This is a genomic window from Nostoc sp. CENA543 (assembly GCF_002896875.1).
In the GTDB taxonomy this organism is placed as follows: domain Bacteria; phylum Cyanobacteriota; class Cyanobacteriia; order Cyanobacteriales; family Nostocaceae; genus Trichormus.
Genome location: NZ_CP023278.1, coordinates 2,188,017 through 2,207,519 on the forward strand (window position 1 = coordinate 2,188,017; position 19,503 = coordinate 2,207,519).

The following is a 19,503-nucleotide window of genomic DNA, read 5'->3' on the forward strand; positions in this document are numbered from 1 at the left end:
ATAATAAGTAGAATTAATATGATTTTCATCAGTTCTTTATAACTGCTTCATTCACGTTATCTACTGAGAAATCTAAATATTAGACTGTAACCATACCATCAATCAGGATTTGTCATCCCTGAAAATACTTAAAAAAATCTAAAATTTCCCTTCCCCAGAAGTGAAAAACATACACTTAGACAGTTTAGCAGGGTTGTAGAGAGTTCATTGTTAGCTAGCGATCGCACTTAGTCCTGTTATGCTCTCAACAGAATATGTACAGATAACCGTACATACGGATGGTGTCTGATTCAGGACACTTTGACAAATAATTAATAAATGTACACAAATTCTATTTAGCTAGTATCTATGTCTATTAAAGTCGGAGACGCTGCCCCAGATTTTACTCTACCGAATCAAAATGGCTCAACAGTTAGTCTGAGCGATTTTCGGGGTAAAAAATCCGTGGTGTTGTACTTTTACCCCAAAGATGAAACACCAGGATGTACAGCAGAATCCTGCGCGTTCCGTGACCAATATGAGGTTTTTCAAGGTATCGGTGCTGAGGTAATCGGTGTGAGTGGCGATTCTAGCGAATCTCATCAGCGATTTGCGGCTAAATATAATCTCCCTTTTACACTCTTAAGCGATAAAGGCGACAAAGTACGCAAGCTATACGGTGCGACTGCGGCTTTTGGCTTGTTCCCTGGTCGGGTAACTTACGTCATCGACCAGCAAGGAACTGTACAGTATGTATTTGACTCCATGTTGAATTTTAAAGGTCACGTTGACGAAGCGTTGAAAACACTGCAACAGCTTGCAGCAAAGTGAGTGCTGAGTCAATAGTCAATAGTCAATAGTCAATAGTTGTTCTCCTCTGCTCCCCACACTCCCCACACTCCCCCGCCCCAGTCCCCATCTACTACCAAAAGTATCGGTCTTCCAGAACCGTGGTTTCGCGGGTGGAAGAGTCGTATTTGAGGAGATATTCACGGGCGATCGCTTCATTTTTGCGTAGTGTCTCGACTTCTTTTTTACCAATTTCTGTATCCGTGGAAAGCAAAATAACTTGATGACTAGCTGAGGGAAAGTATTTTTCCACTAGGTTGTTACGGTGTGAAGAGTCGAGTCTACCAAGGGGTGTGTCGATTGCTACTGGTAGACGAAAGCCTGAGACTTTGGCAAGTCCCCAGAGAAAAGCGATCGCGAGTAGTTGTTTTTCCCCCGCAGACAGGCGATGTTTCGGGACTGGTTTACCTTTGAAATCATATAGAGATAGGCTAAAGGTTTTAGTATCAATGGTAATGGTACGGACTAAATCAGATTTATGTAGTAAATAGAGGAAACAATGCTTCACTTCTTCCTCTAATTTATTCAGTTTTCTCAAAGTTAGTTTTTCACGAAATAGCTTGAGGGTTGCTTGCACCTTCCCAACGGATGCAATGATATGTTCTCGATTTTTTCTATCAATATTTGTATCGGTATATTCCTTTAACTCTTTCTTTGTCTGCTCAATTACATCCTCTAATTCTGTTAATTTACGTTGGGTAATTTCAGCTTTCGCCTTAGATTGAATCACCTGCTTTTGTGCATCTTCCACCGCATCCCTAAGTTTTTGATATGCTTCTGGTTCTGCGGCTGTTTGTACTTGTCTTTCTAAAGTAATAATTTCTTCTTCTACCGCTTTTAAATTAGCTAACTGCTGTTGAGCTAATTTTTGAGCATTTTGTAGATGATAACTGACATTATCTAATTGACTCAAACTTTCTTCATCAGCTAATAACCAAGGTGCTTCTGATGGGGAGTTACTTGTATATAAATTTTCCGTATCTTCCTTCAGGAAATATTGAATTTTCTCTACTTGTTCTAAATCAATAGTTAGTTGACTTAGCCAATTAATTAAACGTTTATCTCGCTCAATTAAAACATCCTTAGCTAATTGGATTTGTTGATAGCGAAATTCCTTTGCTCCCTGTGCTTGGACTTGGTTAAGTAAATTGGGGATGAGTGCTAAAGGTAAAACATCAGCAGCTAATTCACACATAGACTGTCTGAGGTTTTCTGCTGTCGATGTTTTATCTTTTTGCTGTTGTTCTAAATGACTGCGATCGCTCGCAATTTTCCCACCCTCAGACATGAACTTATCTAAAGCTTCTCGCTGTTTAGTTTCTAGTTCTGCAATTAAATCATTCAGCGTTGCTAATTCTGCTTGTATTCCTTGATAATCTTCCTGATATTGCGTTAATTTAGCTTCAATCTCTTCTAAATTAGCTAAATCCTTAGTATCAGCGATTTCCTTGCGTTTACGGTTAACTAAAATTTCTAAATCTACAGCTAACCTATCAGCCAATTCTAAACCCAGAAGTCCCCGAATAGCTTCGACTACAATTGGCGGTGGTGTTTCCTGTTCTGCAAGTTCTTTAACTTGTTCCCCATCAAACAAAAATAAATTAGAAATACCTAACGGGAGTAAATTTTCTATATAATCATCCCAAATATTTACCAGAGAATCAACAGGCCAGGTATCATCATCCCCTAAAATTCCTAACGTATCCTTACCATCTTTAGGATTTTTATCCCAAGTCCTGACAATCCGATATTTAACTGGCTTATCATCTTCAATATGTTCAAATAGTAATTCAATACGGGTTTTATCTGTAGGTGTGGCTTTACTATTAACGCATTGAGTCAAAAAATCGCTATAACTCAAATTACCACGCGTAGAACATTGGGCGCGTTGTCCATACAAAGCCAAGCGAATAGCATCCATGAGAGTGGTTTTACCCCCACCATTCATGCCACCTAACAAAATAATTGGACGGTAGTTTTCTTCACTTCTAGTATCAAGGTTAATCACTTGTCTACCAGAGTAAGGCCCAAAGTTTTGTAATACCAGTTCTAGGAATATCATTAATCTATAATGTAACCCTTATTGGGGGTTTTGTTTGTTTACCAGCAAGTATAATTTGCCTGATTCTCAGGAGAAGAAAAAGCAAGCATTAACTTTTCATTGTCAGATATTAAGCAGAGAAATAATTACTTTTTAAATTTCATCTTTCCCCAAGTTACAGGTTTATCACTTTCTGATTTACCTTCATCCACAGCATCACCCAAAGTTAACTGCTTCACCTTCTCCTTGACTGTGGCGATATCACCTTGAATCACAGCTTCTCGCAAGTCTCGTTTTAAATGAGCATTTTTAATAGCTTCCTCTGGAGAACGTGAACTAGTATCAAAACATTTCTCTAAACTATCGTAGATTCCGACACGTTTACTTTTCTTTTTGAACTGACGTTCTGTATCTAAAAGTTTCGCCATTAATTCCAAGTGCATATCATCAGATACACAAATTTCTTCTAACACAGACCATTCATCACTACCTAGTAATTTGTGATCAGCACCAGGACGAGGATCTTTGAATTCTTCACCCGTTACTTCTTGATATATGCGGGGTAGACTATCATCAAACTCATGTTTTTGTTCCAACCAGATACGACGAATCTCACTTAACTCTTCCAACGCGATAAGTGTTATGTCGCGCATATTTTCTGGTGCTGTTTGCCGAATTTGAGTTTGTGCTTCCAATAAACGTCTTAACCAATATTCGCGCCAATATTTTGTATATGGGCCAGGTATGGGTTCAACAGAGATTTTTCCATCTTTATTTCGTTCAAATAATTGAACTTCTCCCCACAGTCTTCTAAAGTCTCTTTTATCGTAGTCATCTTTAATATCTAGTTCATTACGAATATCTAATAAAGGCTGCATCCATTCTTTTTGTTCATCATTTTGAATCATAGCCTCCATTGATTTATCCTGACTCACCATTGTGCAAACCCAGCAGCCAAACCGCGAGTCCCCACAACTGGGGGTAGAAGTGTCAACTACTAGAGGACATTCATTATCTGCTGTAGCACCTCGATATATATTGAATAAGTCTTTGTTGTTACCTCCCCAGGGATTATCCCACTGCATTAGATAAAGCCAAACTTCATCATTACGCCAATCTTCAATAGGAGTATAAACTAAGGAATTAATTAAACTTGATCTTGGACTGAGGCGATCGCGTACCCTTTTTTCTTCATGCTTCTCCATGACCGTAGCACGTTTAGTGCTTTCAGCCTTCCGCATACCCAACACAAGAATGACCTCACCGTTTTCTCTAACCATGTTGCGGATGAAAGTATTGGCAGGCTGGATTTTTAGTCTTTCAGTACACCATCGGAAGCGTATACGGGGTGCTGGATAACCTTTGCCAATTAAGTTCACCCAAAAAGTGTCTTTGACTGCGGGATAAAGTAGATGGGTTTCAAATGGCATTCCTTTGTCTTTTGCCGCAGATTGTAACTGCTGCATAGATTGACGAACCCAAGCAGCAACAATAGGATTTTCTACTTGAGTATCCGTAGTAATTACATGGATTGTTTTAGTTCTTTTTTCCGGCGGGAGAGACGCGATCGCATTCCAAACAAGCTGTAAAACTGCACTAGAGTCTTTACCCCAAGATACACCTATGACCCAAGGAATTGCATCTAAACAATACAATTCTTGAATTTCAGTGGTGAGAGCTTGGATATATTCCACTAACTCTGCTACAGTACGTGACTGCTGACCTTTAGTTTCTTGCTGTTTTGCTGTACTCATTTATCCCTACTTTATGGAAATATTCGCGTTACATCATCATTTTCTATCTAGTTGAAGGCCATTTACAGCCAGATATCATAAAAGTCTATTGTCCCTTTGGCTAAAAAGTTTTTAAAAATTACTTTATTTAGTATCTAATTCTCCGGACAATATCGCTAAATACATTCACTCAGTTTTTAAAAATTAACATGGAAGATAGTACATATATACCCAATACTGATATTGCTAAAGAGTATTTAGAACGAGAAAACAAAGAAAAAGAAGTATTATCCCTACTATTAGGTAATTTTTTAGACAGAAGAGATCATATTTTAGTTCAAAAGACTGAAATGGGCGGAAACGAAGCTTATGTCGGTTCTGTGACTTTAGAATGGTTTGCCGGTCGGGTTCACTTCGCCTCTGGTTTACCCCTACTGCAAAAAAAATACAATCCAGAGACGGACAATATTGAAATTGATGCTGATAGTATCGACGAAATTCAGCAGCGTCCCCTTGACTGGTCGCGTCAAGCACCCTTAGTTCAATATTTAGCTGCCAGAAAAAATCATAAGTTTCCCCCAGTGCTGGTTGTTATTAATCAACCTTGGGTAGATAACCCCAAAGCACCAGAATGGGATAGTGAAGGGCGTGCGGAAAAATCTACCACTGATTTCACCCCTTTAGATAAAGATGGGAAAGTCGGGTTGCTGAATGTTTCTGAAGATAACATCACCATTTATGCGCTAGATGGTCAGCACCGTTTAATGGGTGTACAAGGGTTGATGGAGTTAATTAAAACTAGTAAACTCCAGCGATATAAGAAAGATAAAACAGCAGATGATAGTTTAATCACCCTTGCAGATTTAACAGAACAGTATCAAGTAGACCCTGCTTATTTACAAAGCTTACCTAAAGAAAAAATTGGGATTGAATTCATTTGTGCGGTGAATGCTGGGGAGACACGCACCGAAGCGAGGCGGAGGGTAAGGTCAGTTTTTGTTCATGTTAACTTAATGGCTGCACCTTTAACTAAAGGTCAATTAGCACAGCTAAATGAAGATGATGGTTTTGCTATTGTGGCGCGCAAAATTGCGGTTACTCATCCACTTTTAGAACAAAAACCAAATCGTAACCCTCGCGTTAATTGGAATAGTGCAACAGTGGCGACAAATTCCACAGTCTTGACGACACTACAAGCATTACAAGATATGTCAGAGAGATACTTGGTTCACAAGTTCCCTCACTGGAAACCCTTTGAGAAAGGTTTGATTCCCATGCGTCCAGAAAATGAAGAAATTGAGCAGGGAATTGAGGAATTCAAAAAACTTTTTGATAGTTTGGCAAGCCTACCTAGTTATAAAATTTTGGAACATGAAGATACACCAGTTTTAAGAAGATTTAGTTTTGAAAAAGGTGGTGGTGAAGCTAATATTCTTTTCCGTCCCGTTGCTCAAGTTGCTATAGCGCAAGCTTTAGGATTTCTAGTGTTTAAAAAAGGGTTTTCCTTAGCTAGCATTTTTAAGAAATTGCGGAAGTTTGACCAGCAAGGTGGTTTTACAGGTATGGAGTATCCCCAGTCTCTCTGGTATGGGATTTTATATGATCCCAATAAGAAGCGGGTTCAGGTTTCTGGAAAAGATTTAGCAGCTAAGTTATTAATTTATATGCTGGGTGGGCTTCAGGAGCAAATAGAAGTTGCTGATCTCCGCAAGGCTTTAGCTAATGCCAGAACTGTAGAGAATAAAACCATCAATTTTCATGGTGAGTTCGTGGAGGTTAAACAAGTAGGGTTGCCACCTGTGCTTTAGTTGATAGCCCTGCTATTATAAAATGAATGAAGATTTAATAATTCATATCATTATATATAGTTGGGAAGATTCAGTGTTCAGGGTTTTCATTGAGTATTTCTTGCCTTAGTTTTTCAAAGCGTTTTTCTAACAAAGCTTTAAGCACTACTTTGGCAATCTTTTTTTGTTTTTCTTCTGAACTTAGCAACATATCTCTATATTCGTACTCAATTGCCTCTACAGATAGCAAATGATGGTGCAAGAAATCTATACTTTCTTGATGACCTTCAAGTGCTGATTGAAGCTCTAACTTCATAAATGATGGGTTATCTGACCAATAACGATTTGATTTAGCGGAAACCCAGGAATAATTTAAAGGAGAATTGATTGGATGATCATCATTTCGTTCTACTTTCTCTCCCGTGAACTTATACCATGAATTCACTGCATAAAGATGATCAGCTTGGAGATCATTACGACCAGCATGAAGGGGTAAACCACGCTTCAGTTCATGAGAGTTATCACTCTTATCTCTGTATTTAAAATCTGATAAACCGTTTCTAATTGTAAATGCAAGTATTGCTAGACCCATTGTTCGACTAGCAGATGTCATAAGTACATCTTTAGTAGAGTAACCGTCTGCATCACATATCATTTCAAAACGATTTCCTAATTTCCCATTAGCTCCTATTATGGGTACTTCAGTGAAACGACTGTTGTCTTCAAGTTTTCCATTACTGAGATCAGATACTTCATCCCACTTGATTGTAGGTTTAGATAGATAGACTAACAATCTAGGAATATCCGCCAAAACCCGCTTGTCTATAGAAGAATGAGCTTTTTGATAAGCACCACCAAAAATAGAACCCCAATACCACCATTGAAGCTTTTTCATTAAAGTCCCAGATGGATCTTGATATAACTTATTCCATACGGAATCAGTTAATACTGCTGCCAAAACCAAATCCATCTGGCGATATGGAAAATAAGATAATTTGGGAAATCCAAGCTTTGCCTTCATAAAAAAGTAGGCACGTAATAGTTGTTTAGCTGCTTGGTTCTGAACTTTTTGAACTGTCTGACGAGATAAGTTAAGAATGAGTTTATCTGAATATCCCCAATCTTCAAGCTGCAAAATCGAACGTGCTGCTTCTTGAGATTGGGAAAAACCAGAAAGTGTATTATTTCTAAGTGACCAATCATCACCTAGAGCTTCCGATAACTTTGCGTGTATTACAATGGTTTGTGCAAAAGACCTAGCAATAGATTCTGGAAACTTTAAACCTTTAACAACTTGTTCAGCATCTTCATTTTTTTCACCTAGAAAATCACCTATATTCCAAAAATTATCTATGCCTTCTTCTCTTGCTGGTTCTGGTAAAAGTTTCACATACTTCTTAAAATCTTTCATGCTCTGTAAGCAAGCAGATTTCATTATATCTCGAAGGCTAGAATCTGTTGTTGTAGTCTTCGCTACTAACAAATCAAAAGTTTCTAATTCAACTCCACCCATGTTGATTACTGAAAAAATACCTGATAGCCTATTAAATTCTTTTGAAGGTACTTCCAATACTGGGAATTGAAATTTTATGAGATTATCTAGCATTCTTTCAAGTGTTGCTTTCCAGCTAGAGAAACTACGTCTAAGTTTTTTCCATTCCTCTTCATATTTTTTCTGCTCAATAAGATCATTTTGGTAATTTTCTTTTAACCTTTTACCTTCGTGAGTTTTGCCAATAATAACATCTTGTCTTTCATCAAATAAATCTATTAAAAAGTTTGCTGGATCAAATTGGAGTGATTTTCCATCATGATTTTCAATATATAATTTATCTAAGGGAAGATAAATACCCTCTTCCATACCAGTTTGTTTTTGTAATTCTTTAACTGTACAAAAATCAGCTAAATCAGATTCTGATTTTTCATAATAAAAAGGGCTGTTTTTATCAGTTTTTCTGTATTTTATGTAAACAAATGCTTCACAGACTTCTTCATGTTGCATTTCTCTAATATTTGGCCATTTCAAATCTATTAAACCTAGTTTATTAAGGTTTAAGAACCATCTAAGTCTATAGTTTCTATTCAGTTCACTACCATCAGCGAAATGATATGTTGTCCCAAAAATAAGATCCAGTGCAGTTAATCTCTGTTGTCCATCTAAAAGATAATCACAAGAATAAGCTTCACCTCTTTGTAGATATTGTGTTGATTTAAGTCCTTCAATTTCTTCCAGTTTAAGATTTGTTTTATTTAAGAATATTTCACGCAAAGTGTTTTCTGGTATGGATAGTGGCTTGTTAACAGACATAGTTTTACTGTCTGCTTCCGTACCAATAAGAGCTTGTCCAACAGGATATTCTAGTAGTATTGATGCTAGAAGAGATTGCCAACGTTCTGGATTCCAAACAAATGGGCGTTGAAAGTTAGGTAATAGCAAATCTCCTTTACGTAAAGAATATAGTAACTGTCCAAGAGTTCTCGACATAATTATAACTCCTTATAATCAGAGAATAATAATAAATTATTATTTTACTTTACCTTCAAGTATTTTTATTAAGATAAAAACCTACGCAAGTCAAATTCTCTTTGTTGTTCTTGCTGAAATCTTTCTGAACTTAAAACTAGCAGTATCCTTTCTGAGTAGTCAACTGCTCCTCTCATTTCATTTTGCAATATTTCTAGTCCGCCATTGGCGTACTCTTCAAATAATCTCAAGCGTTGATTTTCAAACTTTTCATTACCAACAGATAAAATAGCAAGTTCCTTTTCTTCAACAATTGCCAGAAGTTTAATGATGAGATCATATCCTCTAGTTAAAAAATGCTCTTGGCCTATAGGGGATGGTTCTCGTTTAGAAATTTCGCCCAAGGGTACACGCTTTTTATGCTTTGCACCTAACGCAGCAGCAAAGACAATGACATCAGCAAATGTTTGAAAAGGCCCTGTACTACCATCTGAAGAGGTTAACGCTTTCACTAACTCAGCTTTATCTTTAGCAACCCTGATTCTACCCGTTTCTGCCATGATATTGATAATCGCTTTGTAGCTATATTAGCCGAAAAGTAGAAGTAATGCCTAGATTTGCTGAGGTAGAGAAAGCTGAGGACTGGTTATTTCATTAAGAATGAGCAACCTGTCAAAATCTATGGGGTGAATTCCTAAGAGTAGCAAAATACTCACGGCTATATCTTCGGCAACATTATTCCCTATTTTTTGGGTTGAGGGAGTGAGAGACTAAGAGGGAAAATGTTATGTATTCACTTTTAATTATTTATGACTAGTATTTCCACTGCACAGGTTAAGCTACAACAACATCGAGAACAATTCCCAGCTTTAGCGAATAAGCGTTATTTTAACTATGGTGGACAGGGGCCAATGCCTCAAGCCACAATAGACACGATCGCACAAACTATATCTTACATTCAGCAGATTGGCCCCTTTGGAAGTGAGGCTGGTGCTTGGTTAACAGCACAAATGCCCACCGTCAGAAACGCGATCGCCTCTGAATTAAGCGTTACACCTGATACAATCTCTTTTACGGATAATGTCACCGTAGGTTGCAATATTGCTTTGTGGGGAATAAACTGGCAAGCAGGCGACCATCTCTTACTCTCAGACTGCGAACATCCTGGAGTTGTAGCTGCTAGTCAAGAAATTAGTCGTCGGTTTGGAGTGGAAGTTACAACCTGTCCTTTACAAGCAACTGTAAATGATGGCGATCCCGTAGCCATTGTTGCTCAAAATTTGCGTCCTCAGACGCGCCTAGTCGTACTCAGTCATATTTTTTGGAACACTGGTCAAGTGCTACCTCTAGATAAAATCGTAGAGGTATGTAAAAACAATAATTCTCTCTTATTAATAGATGCAGCCCAATCCGTTGGGGCTTTACCTTTGAACTTAGCAGAATTGGGAGTAGATTTCTATGCTTTTACGGGTCACAAATGGTTATGCGGCCCCGAAGGTGTGGGGGGTTTGTATGTGCGTCCAGAAAGTCTAGAACATCTGCATCCGACTTTTATCGGGTTGTATGGAATTATGGTTGATAGCCAATCTCGACCTGTGAACTGGAAACCAGATGCAAGACGCTATGAAGTATCTACCCCACCTTACCCATTATATTTAGGTTTGCGAGAGGCGATCGCAACTCATCAAAAATGGGGAACACCACAAGAACGTTACACCCAAATTCGCCACAACAGCGAATATTTATGGCGACGTTTAACCGCATTACCCCATATCAAATGTCTCCGCACAGCACCCCCAGAATGCGGTATAGTCTCCTTTCAATTAACAAATCATCAACCCCTAAAATTGTTGCAATTTCTCGATACTCAAAAAATATTAACCCGCACCCTTGCCGATCCCAGTTGTATCCGCACCACCGTTCATTATTTAACTTTAGAGTCAGAAATCGACCACTTAGTTGAAGCCGTAGAAAAATTTTTGGTCAATAGTCATTAGTCAATAGTCAATAGTCATTAGTCATTACTCATTACTCATTACTCATTACTCATTACTTCTACCTTGTCTCCCTTGTCCCCAATCCCCACAATGCAACGTCCAATCCTATACGTAGCCATTACCAATCACGGCTTCGGCCATGCTACACGCACCGCATCTGTAGCGGCGACAATTCAAAAGTTGTGTCCAGAAGTGCTGTTAATTATGGTGACTACTGCGCCTCGGTGGTTACTAGAGTGCTATATCGAGGGTGATTTTATTCATCGTCCCCGCGCTTTTGATTTGGGTGTGGTGCAAGCTGATAGCTTAAATATGGATAAGGACGCGACTTTGGCGAGGTTGCTGGAGATTAAAAAGCAGCAAAATTCCTTAATTGCTTCAGAAGTGAACTTTATCCGCCAAAATCGAGTGCAGTTGATATTTGCAGATATTCCGTTTCTCGCGCCATTATTCGCCCAAAAAGCAGGTATACCTTGCTGGATGATGAGTAATTTTGGCTGGGACTTTATCTATCGTGACTGGGGTGGGGAATTTGTGGCTATTGCTGATTGGATAAGTGAATGCTATCAAAAGTGCGATCGCTTGTTTCGTTTACCCTTTCACGAACCTATGCCAGCTTTCCCCCATATTACCGATGTCGGCTTAACTGGTGGTACTCCCCGTTACACAGCCGAAGCAATTCGTACTATTTGGGGAATCACCGCACCTCCAGAGAAAACTATCTTACTCACCTTCGGCGGTTTGGGTTTACAACAAATTCCTTACGATAACCTACGCCATTTTCCCCAATGGCAATTTATTGTCTTTGATCAGTCTGCCCCTGATTTACCGAATTTAATCAAAATTAATGACCGCAAATTTCGCCCAGTCGATTTTATGCCCATCTGTGGTAAAGTAATTTCTAAGCCTGGTTACGGCACATTTTCTGAAGCTACTTTATTAGATATACCTTTAGTTACAATCCCCCGTGATGATTTTGCAGAAGCAGCTTTTCTTTTAGAAGGCTTAGTAAACTACAACTCTCATCAAATTATCCAACCGGAGGAGTTCTTTCAAGGTAACTGGGATTTCTTAAATCAACCATTACAACCACCACAAAAAACACACCCTTTAGCTAAGGATGGAAATCAGGCGATCGCCCAAGCTATGATTAATTACCTTCAGGAGCATAAGTATAAGTAGAAACTGTAGGCCAATTACATGGTATAATATGCCTCAAAGATTTTAATGTTGACAATAGTTATCCAATTTTTACCAAACAAAAATACCCAGTGCATTTACGCCGCCACTTCAAAAAATTAATTAAACTTCCTGGTCTTCACAAAAAAGCTATTGGTAAAGCGTTAATCACTTATTTTAATAATAGTTTATCTCTTTACTTATCCCAATATTAGGACTGAATCCTTACAGTTTAATTTCCAAAATATCTATCTATATATGCAATTTACAAAAGAACAAACAAATATTGCTAAAGGTGTAGCAATTTGTTTAATGTTTGTCCACCATCTATTTACTTACAACAACCGACTGCTAAATGGGAATAGTTATATTCCACTAATCCCCTTTTTTAATGCAGAAGTCTACATAGGTAGTTTTGGAAATATATGCGTCTCAATGTTCTTGTTTCTGTCTGGCTACGGAATGTTCCTTGGATATCTTCGCTCTGAAAAAAAACTTTTAAAATACTCAATAGAAAAAGTTAAAAATTTCTACTTGACATACTGGTTGTACTTTCTAATTTTTATACCAATTGGAATATTTTTCTTTCCAAAAGTAAATATTTGGGATTCAGAACAATTGCGTTACTTACCACAACCAAGAATATTCTTAGAAAATTTTGTAGGTTGGAGTTCAACATATAATGGGGAATGGTGGTTTGTTTGGACGTTTGTTATTAGCATTCTGTTTCTATTTCCCTTGTACATGATATTAGTAGACAGAAATATTACTTTAGTCGCTTTTGTAAGCATATTTTTATGGTCTTTAAGCTCACAAGTAAATCCTTACGAGCATCTCGGTTTTATTTATTGGCAACCATCGTTCGCATTAGGAATAATATGCGCTAAATTAAAATTCTTTTCAAGTTATCTAATTAAAGATTTTGACAAAACTGGATGGATTTGGATCTTTGCTTGGCTGTTGCTGTGTTTTATTCTGAGATTTAAATTTGGTGGACATAGATATGATTTTATCATAGTACCTTTTTTTATATATTTTTCTTGTAGAGCGGTAGCGATACTAAGTTTGTCTAAATTGATTGCTTACTTAGGTAAATATTCATTTCCTCTGTGGCTCACCCATTCTTTCTTCTGTTACTACTACTTCCAAGATATTGTTTATTGCCCGAAATGGTCTCCTTGCATATTTATACTATTAACAACGATGTCACTTCTGTCAGTTTTAGGCATAGAGATATTGTGTTCTTATTTTCTAGAACTTAAGAAAGTGTTTGTAAAAAGTAATCCTCATGGCTAAAGTAGATTTTAGAGCTAAGGAATTTTGCTTTCATTTGAGTGATTGTCATATTAAACGCTTACTCAAAAAAATGGGTTTATGGACAAAATCCAAATCTATTCTCGCCACACTTCAATCGGATTCCTATATGACACACTTCCAAAAACTACTAAGAATTACTACTAACGGCAAATCCTTTCACAACATCACCTCAAAAATCGCAGCGATAGTTGCTGAATCGGGAGTAGAAACCGGACTTTGCACTTTATTTCTACGCCACACTTCTGCTAGTTTAGTCATCCAAGAAAACGCCGATCCTGATGTACTCGTTGACTTAGCTAACTTTATGGCAAAACTCGTACCAGAATCAGGTCAATATATTCATGATGCCGAAGGCGCAGATGATATGCCAGCACATATCCGCACAGCACTAACACACACATCAGAACATATACCTATTAATCGAGGTCATTTAGTGCTAGGAACTTGGCAAGGAATCTATATTTGGGAACATCGGCAGCGCAGTCACTCCAGAGAATTAGTAGTTCACATTTCCGGATAGTCTTGCTACCTAGACGCGAATTCTCGCGTCTCAACAAACTAATTTTAAAAATTACATAACAAAAATTAATATTTATTTATATTAATTTTATTTTAGTGATTTTTTGTCATATAATTAAATTTATTTGTAGCTTCTAGGCTATCTCAATACAGATGCAGCAAAGTACTGTACCCAACAACAGTTTTCAACTTATTGATGAAATCCTGTCGCAAAATCATGTTAATCTTTTAACTCTTAATCCTGATAAAACAAAAATCACTAGCTTTGTAGAATTAGAAGTATTAATTAGAGAAAACACCACCGATAATCGATTAATTCATACTATACAAAAAACTTTAGAAATTATAGTTAAATCTCAATTAAACAACTTCCCAGAAAATGTCTTCTGGGATTTTGATTTTATGGTTAGTAGCATGTTATTCCAAGCATTGACTGCCAAGGATAATGCGATTGTATTTCTAGGAAAATTTGCTCATAAAATGGTTTCGCTAACAGATTTATTCGGCATGAATAGTGAAATTAGATTTCGTTATGTACACGATTTCATTTATGGTTTTGAATGGGCAAAATGGGTACAAAAAGACCCAAAAAACCGTGCCAATATCGAGCCTTTTAGCTTAACTTTTCTGGATTATTTACTAGCAAAACACCAAGAACTAATCCAACGGATTCGTCGTGGTAAATCTCAATCATATAAATTATGTGATAACGGTTTTCGCAACCCTTTCACATTCTCCCGCGAACCAGATGATGAGTATCGTTTATTAACTCACTTAGCCAAAGCCCAACTTATTCCGGTGGCTGCTTGGGATTGGAATGCTGTCCCCATGTGGAACAAACCTTTTCAGGAAAAGCGTGAACAATTAGCATTAGAGTTGAATATTCAACCCCAAAAACACTGATGAAAATTGCTGATTTAATTACTTGGTTTGAAGCATGGGCAAATCCGACTTGGTGCGAAAGTTGGGATAACTGTGGCTGGCAGGTTGAACCAGGTGTATTACAAGAGTCCGCGAGGGTGTTGGTATGTTTAACACCAACATTAGCTGTCATGGAAGAAGCGATCGCCTTAAATGCTAATCTAATTTTTGCCCATCATCCCCTTATTTTTAGCCCTCCCAAATCTTTCCGCACAGGTGAACCAATTACCGAAATGGTGCGGTTAGCCTTCACCCACAACATCGGGATCTATACAGCCCACACCAATTTTGATCAAGTCGCCGACGGTACAGCTGACGTATTAGCACAAATCTTAGAACTTAAAGATGTCGCCCCCATCGTTCCCACCCAAAACGGTTTAGGTTATGGACGTGTGGGATTATTAGCACCATTCTTGACGCTACAAGAACTACTCACAGTCATTCAAACCCGCCTTACCCCCCCAGATTTAATCTTTTCCCCCAGTGTTGACTTACAAAAGACAATTTCCAAAGTAGCGGTTTTAGGGGGTTCAGGGGCTAGCTTTATTAGTGCAGTAGTGAAAACCGGCGCACAAGCGTATCTGACAGCCGATTGTAAATTCCATCAATTCCAAGAAAGCCGCGATCGCCATCTCATTTTAATTGATGCCGGACACTATGCCACAGAACGCCCCGCCTGCGATCGCCTAGTCCAAAAATTCCAGTCCTTAAACCTCGATTGGGTACAACTCAGCACCAAAGACGAAGACTTCCGCCAATTTTTTCAATCTTAGTCAATAGTCATTACTCATTACTCAGCACTCACTACTCCTACCTTGTCCCCAATCCCTTTTATAAGCCTTTGATGAATTTTGTTTGAATTTTGAATAATAGGGCTTGACTATTGTGACATAGATCACAAAAATTCGTAACCAAAATCACCACTATATGCTGTTTTATATCAATCAGCAAACGCGTAAAGTATTCCAAACTGGAGATAATAAACCCCGTACTCTACCAGAACTAAAATGATTCGCGCACTTGTTGAATCTGCTTTCCAAACTGGATATCTCAGCGTTGAATCTGAAGGTCTACTCCATCAGGTGTTAGCGACTAAATGTTATCAACCAGAAGATTTGACAGCCCTGGCGGATTTATATGATGCAGTGCGTACAGGGAAAATTAAACGAGAAGGTTCTTCCCAGCTGAGTCTAGAGTCTTTCGCATCCGGTAAATCTCAATAAGACTGCCTCTTTCATAAAAGGTAGGAGACAAGAGGGCAGGGAGCAGGCGAGAAAAACCACCCACAAGTAGAGAAGAGAAGTTTGGTTTTTACCTACAGTCGACTCTGCCCCCTGCCTCTTATCAAGCAGATAGCCTCAAGATGTGTCAGGAAAAATTCTTAAAATCAAAACTATTATGCTTTTGTTGTTGAAAACCGTGAAGGTCAGCAAAAGAATGAGTTAAGATCAAATACATAGGGGTAACAGTCAAGCCGAAGCCCCAGGCTTCTCAGCAATGCCAATGATCACAAGTAGGCAAATTAAACAACCGCAATCACCACTTGTTTTTGAGTATTTATTATTACATAATGGTAGTAAGGACTTACCAGCCAATAGTCAGCAGGTGAGGACAAGTACCGAATTTTCTGACTTCTATGAAGAAGTAGACATTCACTGAATGACCCTGAAAGAGATAGAATCTTGGTGCAGTAACTACCAGTTTATGACCCACAAATTCCCTAGCTTCTCACAACCAATAGCAAATCCTTGGGCGGGGTCAACTGACACACTGATTCTGAACCGTGAAGCTCACCTCTTCAGGTTGTCATTTGCTTGGGGTAAAACCCAAAATTTGAAAAGTTTAACTACGTTGTTTAAAAAGGCAGAAGCAGTACATGCTACACCGCAAGATTTATCAACTGTGTTGCGATGGGCGGGAGGTATGCGTATTCTTGCGGGACCAGCAACGCTGGATAGAACGCGCCCGCATCATCGACATAGAGGGAGATTTAGTGACCTTGCGCTATGAAACAGAGGAGGAAGACGAGGTTTGTTCTTGGGAGGAAATGGTGCGCCTCGAAAGTATCGGTGCTGTCACTCAGAAACTAGCTTCAGTCCCACGCGGGAATGTAGAACCGCTCTTGACTGACGACTGTCCAGAAGCCGAACGTATCCGCAACCACTACCCTGACTCCAATCCTGAGTAAAAGAAACTTAGTCTGTCACCTTAGTGCAGAAGTCTTTGTTTCTCTCTTACTCCTTAATTAACACTTACCAAATTCTCAATCCTAATCCTGAGTAAAATATCGTACTCAGGATTAATTTTTATCAGGGACTTCCAGAAAATAAATTATCCAATTTCCGAGATAAGACATCGTTCTTTTTCCCCCTGCCCCTCTGCCTACACAGTGATAGTATATTTTTTAAATTGGAAGTCCTTTAGTTCCCGTGTTCTGTAAAGAAATATTGAAATTATTAAAACCAGTATCAAGATTAGCTACACTTTGATTATTCTTTAGATTATTTTAATAATTCAACTTTGGAGATGCTATTTAAGTCTGCGGCGAATTATGACCACCGCAGCACTTAGTCTTGGTTTTGACACCATCTTTGCTTGATTAACTTTGATATTTGTAATTCTGAGGAAGCTTTTATGACTATTATTCCAGGTACACTTGTCCAACTTCCTAACGGCAGCAATGGAGTTGTAATTCCTTCCTCTTGGTGGCAACCTGGGCGTGTATTAGTCAAATTACCACGCGGACGCAAGCGGTGGTTTAAGGTAAATGAATGTACTCCCCTTCCTTTTGGTATTAATTTTCATGCTCGTCAGGCAGAATATGGGGAATCATAAATCGTTTAGGAGTGGTGAGTGGTGTTAGCGGAAGCGGGGCGTTCAGCCCGTGCTGTTAGCGGTAGCGCGGCGTTTAGCCGGTGCTGAGTAATAACTAATGACTATTGACTAATGACTATTGACTATGGTTAAAAAATCTTTGGGAAATAGCGTCAGCCTCCTTTTATGGAGCTTGACGCTAAAGCCATTAGGTTTTTATATTCAGGGTCTTTATATGGGCTGACCCCGTTTGATAACGAAATTTAAGCTTATATTTAGATTTTCATCTAATTTGTAAAAAATCGTAATATTTAACATTTTCTTTAGATTTGCTAAAAGCTTGAGTCCTGACCTGTGCGCGTAGAGTGTTTTGGGGAGGACTGAAGCCCTAACTACGAACCTGGAAATATTTAAGATCAGAAAATATGTGTGCTAGCTTACTCCACATGAAATGAACTGTTCCTCTCAATTCAGGCTTACAACCTCAATATACAAGGTTGGGTTGACGCAAGGAAACCCAACACCTCAAAGTTTTGTGGTTTTTGGGTTTCACTTTGTTCAACCCAACCTACGCATCTGTTTCATTCTTTTCATGAATTGGTATTACACCTGGAAATGGCTAATTGGTCACAGGCTTTAATTACTTTTACTAAAAGTAGTAGTTATAGTGATTTTGGGTTTAATAAACTGGCAGAAATTCAACAACAGAATTTAATTTTATGGGCTGATAAAAACAAAATTTTAGGAACTAAAGATACGCGAATATTTAAACTTGCTATTCCTCACATTCAATTAATTTGGATTGCTGATTATGGTCATGTTCCTAATTTAGAACAACCTCAAGTGACTGCTCAATATATCCTAAAATTTAGTTCAACAGAGTATCATTACTCCATCTTAAATTAAAATCAAATTAGTTAATATTTTACTCATCAAAACATTAATATGATCGTATTGAGTGAAGCATCCGATCAACTAGAACCATCTGCTAGTGCTAGAGATATTATGGCTTCTACTGAAGCTGCTCGTATTATTGGTTGTCGTGTTTATTACATACCACAAGATTTTACGGTATGCGAAACAGCTGAAAATGCGCTGATTCATATCCCACAGCAACAGCCTACTGCTGCTGCGGTTTGGATTGGATTTATCCCTACTCCCCAACGATATGATGCTATTTATCGAGCCGCTTTGATTAAGGGGATTAAACTCCTCAATAATCCTGAGCAACATCTAAGAGTACAAGAGTTTGATCGAGCTTACCCATTATTGACAGGCTTAACCCCAGAGACAGTAGTCATCGCCAGTATAGAAGAGTGCAAAGACGCAGCAGCTAAACTCGGCTTCCCTGTTTTCGTCAAAGGAGTAGTTCAATCACTAAAGGTACGGGGGCCAGAGGCGTGTGTGGCCAATAGCATTGAGGAGTTAGAATCACTCACAGGAGCATACCTGCGGTTAGCTGCTCATTCGCGAGGACGTGTATTAGTAAGAAAGTTTATCCAATTGCGCCATGAGCGAAAATCAGGTCAAGGGTTTCCATTAGGTCGGGAATACCGTCTATTTATTTACAATAGACAAGTTATAGGGATGGGGTATTATTGGCAGGGACAAGACAAGCTCAAAGATTTATCTTCAGATGAACAAGAAGCGATCATGGGTTTAGCTTTAAAGGCAAGTCAAAGACTAGAAGTACCTTATGTAGCATTGGATATAGGGCAATTAGAGAATGAACAATGGGTAATAATTGAGACAGGTGATCCACAATTTTCTGGCGTAAGTGAGATACCTCTCTTGCAGCTATGGGCTAGAATACAGGAAATAGATGACTCACTAATATAGACGTGTAACTGTTTTGCATCCTAGCTACAAGACTTTTTCAGTAAATCCTAAACAGTATTTTCAG

The 19,503-nt window shown here is 38.4% G+C and carries 17 protein-coding genes and 1 pseudogene; 14 read left to right on the plus strand and 4 right to left on the minus strand.

Features of this window, described 5'->3' with window-relative positions; all coding sequences use genetic code 11:
• The first annotated feature begins 348 nt into the window (after nucleotides 1-348).
• Complete coding sequence (locus CLI64_RS09125; RefSeq protein ID WP_103136921.1) at nucleotides 349-810, plus strand: peroxiredoxin; 462 nt, start codon at nucleotides 349-351, stop codon at nucleotides 808-810.
• Between the two features lie 91 nt (nucleotides 811-901).
• Here CLI64_RS09125 and dndD read toward each other — a convergent pair whose 3' ends face one another.
• Together dndD and dndC are read right to left on the minus strand one after the other, a co-directional pair.
• Nucleotides 902-2,890 (minus strand): DNA sulfur modification protein DndD, encoded by a 1,989-nt coding sequence (gene dndD, locus CLI64_RS09130; RefSeq protein WP_103136922.1) that lies wholly within the window; start codon nucleotides 2,888-2,890, stop codon nucleotides 902-904.
• A 125-nt stretch (nucleotides 2,891-3,015) separates the two neighbouring features.
• On the minus strand, nucleotides 3,016-4,623 hold the full coding sequence (gene dndC / locus CLI64_RS09135; RefSeq protein ID WP_103136923.1) for a DNA phosphorothioation system sulfurtransferase DndC: 1,608 nt from the start codon (nucleotides 4,621-4,623) through the stop codon (nucleotides 3,016-3,018).
• A 188-nt stretch (nucleotides 4,624-4,811) separates the two neighbouring features.
• Here dndC and CLI64_RS09140 point away from each other — a divergent pair, with 188 nt between their 5' ends.
• The gene (locus tag CLI64_RS09140) at nucleotides 4,812-6,410 is read left to right on the plus strand and encodes a DGQHR domain-containing protein (protein WP_103136924.1); all 1,599 of its coding nucleotides are present in this window, start codon (nucleotides 4,812-4,814) and stop codon (nucleotides 6,408-6,410) included.
• Nucleotides 6,411-6,480: 70 nt separating this feature from the next.
• Here the strand turns inward: CLI64_RS09140 and CLI64_RS09145 are convergent, their stop codons facing one another.
• Nucleotides 6,481-8,874, minus strand: a complete 2,394-nt coding sequence (locus CLI64_RS09145; RefSeq protein WP_103136925.1) for a DUF262 domain-containing protein — start codon at nucleotides 8,872-8,874, stop codon at nucleotides 6,481-6,483.
• 68 nt (nucleotides 8,875-8,942) lie between these two features.
• The gene (locus CLI64_RS09150) at nucleotides 8,943-9,413 is read right to left on the minus strand and encodes a DNA phosphorothioation-associated protein 4 (protein ID WP_103136926.1); all 471 of its coding nucleotides are present in this window, start codon (nucleotides 9,411-9,413) and stop codon (nucleotides 8,943-8,945) included.
• Between the two features lie 249 nt (nucleotides 9,414-9,662).
• On the opposite strand from CLI64_RS09150, the gene CLI64_RS09155 reads away from it, so the two are divergent.
• The 12 genes and pseudogenes from CLI64_RS09155 (at nucleotide 9,663) to CLI64_RS09205 (ending at nucleotide 19,439) form a co-directional block, all read left to right on the plus strand.
• Nucleotides 9,663-10,850: an aminotransferase class V-fold PLP-dependent enzyme gene (locus tag CLI64_RS09155; RefSeq protein WP_103136927.1), complete on the plus strand. Its 1,188-nt coding sequence runs from the start codon at nucleotides 9,663-9,665 to the stop codon at nucleotides 10,848-10,850.
• Between the two features lie 90 nt (nucleotides 10,851-10,940).
• Nucleotides 10,941-12,032: a glycosyl transferase gene (locus tag CLI64_RS09160; RefSeq protein ID WP_103136928.1), complete on the plus strand. Its 1,092-nt coding sequence runs from the start codon at nucleotides 10,941-10,943 to the stop codon at nucleotides 12,030-12,032.
• 255 nt (nucleotides 12,033-12,287) lie between these two features.
• A complete protein-coding gene (locus CLI64_RS09165) occupies nucleotides 12,288-13,325 on the plus strand; it encodes an acyltransferase (RefSeq protein WP_103136929.1) in 1,038 nt (345 codons plus the stop codon).
• 127 nt (nucleotides 13,326-13,452) lie between these two features.
• Complete coding sequence (locus CLI64_RS09170) at nucleotides 13,453-13,866, plus strand: secondary thiamine-phosphate synthase enzyme YjbQ (RefSeq protein ID WP_103140654.1); 414 nt, start codon at nucleotides 13,453-13,455, stop codon at nucleotides 13,864-13,866.
• A 152-nt stretch (nucleotides 13,867-14,018) separates the two neighbouring features.
• Nucleotides 14,019-14,768, plus strand: a complete 750-nt coding sequence (locus CLI64_RS09175; protein ID WP_103136930.1) for a hypothetical protein — start codon at nucleotides 14,019-14,021, stop codon at nucleotides 14,766-14,768.
• Nucleotides 14,768-15,559 carry a Nif3-like dinuclear metal center hexameric protein gene (locus CLI64_RS09180; RefSeq protein WP_103136931.1) on the plus strand — a complete coding sequence of 264 codons (792 nt, stop codon included), beginning with the start codon at nucleotides 14,768-14,770 and terminating at the stop codon, nucleotides 15,557-15,559. The genes CLI64_RS09175 and CLI64_RS09180 overlap by 1 nt, the downstream gene beginning before the upstream one ends.
• A 234-nt stretch (nucleotides 15,560-15,793) precedes the next feature.
• Entirely contained in the window at nucleotides 15,794-16,009 is a 216-nt protein-coding gene (locus CLI64_RS09185) for a hypothetical protein (protein ID WP_103136932.1), read from the plus strand.
• Nucleotides 16,010-16,283: 274 nt separating this feature from the next.
• Nucleotides 16,284-16,445, plus strand: a complete 162-nt coding sequence (locus tag CLI64_RS31205) for a hypothetical protein (RefSeq protein ID WP_192881701.1) — start codon at nucleotides 16,284-16,286, stop codon at nucleotides 16,443-16,445.
• Nucleotides 16,446-16,662: 217 nt separating this feature from the next.
• Nucleotides 16,663-16,974, plus strand: coding sequence for a DUF6679 family protein (locus tag CLI64_RS09190; protein ID WP_103136933.1), 312 nt, complete (start codon nucleotides 16,663-16,665; stop codon nucleotides 16,972-16,974).
• Between the two features lie 446 nt (nucleotides 16,975-17,420).
• Nucleotides 17,421-17,621, plus strand: coding sequence for a hypothetical protein (locus CLI64_RS09195; protein ID WP_103136934.1), 201 nt, complete (start codon nucleotides 17,421-17,423; stop codon nucleotides 17,619-17,621).
• Between the two features lie 582 nt (nucleotides 17,622-18,203).
• A pseudogene (locus CLI64_RS09200) lies at nucleotides 18,204-18,506 on the plus strand (alpha/beta fold hydrolase); the annotation flags it as partial.
• A 39-nt stretch (nucleotides 18,507-18,545) separates the two neighbouring features.
• Nucleotides 18,546-19,439, plus strand: coding sequence for an ATP-grasp domain-containing protein (locus CLI64_RS09205; protein ID WP_103136936.1), 894 nt, complete (start codon nucleotides 18,546-18,548; stop codon nucleotides 19,437-19,439).
• The last annotated feature ends 64 nt before the right edge of the window (nucleotides 19,440-19,503 follow it).

Excerpts from the sequence above, each read along its gene's own strand:
- CLI64_RS09125 (WP_103136921.1), top strand. The coding sequence starts at position 349 with ATGTCTATTAAAGTCGGAGACGCTGCCCCAGATTTTACTCTACCGAAT.
- dndD (WP_103136922.1), bottom strand. The coding sequence starts at position 2,890 with ATGATATTCCTAGAACTGGTATTACAAAACTTTGGGCCTTACTCTGGT.
- dndC (WP_103136923.1), bottom strand. The coding sequence starts at position 4,623 with ATGAGTACAGCAAAACAGCAAGAAACTAAAGGTCAGCAGTCACGTACT.
- CLI64_RS09140 (WP_103136924.1), top strand. The coding sequence starts at position 4,812 with ATGGAAGATAGTACATATATACCCAATACTGATATTGCTAAAGAGTAT.
- CLI64_RS09145 (WP_103136925.1), bottom strand. The coding sequence starts at position 8,874 with ATGTCGAGAACTCTTGGACAGTTACTATATTCTTTACGTAAAGGAGAT.
- CLI64_RS09150 (WP_103136926.1), bottom strand. The coding sequence starts at position 9,413 with ATGGCAGAAACGGGTAGAATCAGGGTTGCTAAAGATAAAGCTGAGTTA.
- CLI64_RS09155 (WP_103136927.1), top strand. The coding sequence starts at position 9,663 with ATGACTAGTATTTCCACTGCACAGGTTAAGCTACAACAACATCGAGAA.
- CLI64_RS09160 (WP_103136928.1), top strand. The coding sequence starts at position 10,941 with ATGCAACGTCCAATCCTATACGTAGCCATTACCAATCACGGCTTCGGC.
- CLI64_RS09165 (WP_103136929.1), top strand. The coding sequence starts at position 12,288 with ATGCAATTTACAAAAGAACAAACAAATATTGCTAAAGGTGTAGCAATT.
- CLI64_RS09170 (WP_103140654.1), top strand. The coding sequence starts at position 13,453 with ATGACACACTTCCAAAAACTACTAAGAATTACTACTAACGGCAAATCC.
- CLI64_RS09175 (WP_103136930.1), top strand. The coding sequence starts at position 14,019 with ATGCAGCAAAGTACTGTACCCAACAACAGTTTTCAACTTATTGATGAA.
- CLI64_RS09180 (WP_103136931.1), top strand. The coding sequence starts at position 14,768 with ATGAAAATTGCTGATTTAATTACTTGGTTTGAAGCATGGGCAAATCCG.
- CLI64_RS09185 (WP_103136932.1), top strand. The coding sequence starts at position 15,794 with ATGATTCGCGCACTTGTTGAATCTGCTTTCCAAACTGGATATCTCAGC.
- CLI64_RS31205 (WP_192881701.1), top strand. The coding sequence starts at position 16,284 with ATGCCAATGATCACAAGTAGGCAAATTAAACAACCGCAATCACCACTT.
- CLI64_RS09190 (WP_103136933.1), top strand. The coding sequence starts at position 16,663 with ATGCTACACCGCAAGATTTATCAACTGTGTTGCGATGGGCGGGAGGTA.
- CLI64_RS09195 (WP_103136934.1), top strand. The coding sequence starts at position 17,421 with ATGACTATTATTCCAGGTACACTTGTCCAACTTCCTAACGGCAGCAAT.
- CLI64_RS09205 (WP_103136936.1), top strand. The coding sequence starts at position 18,546 with ATGATCGTATTGAGTGAAGCATCCGATCAACTAGAACCATCTGCTAGT.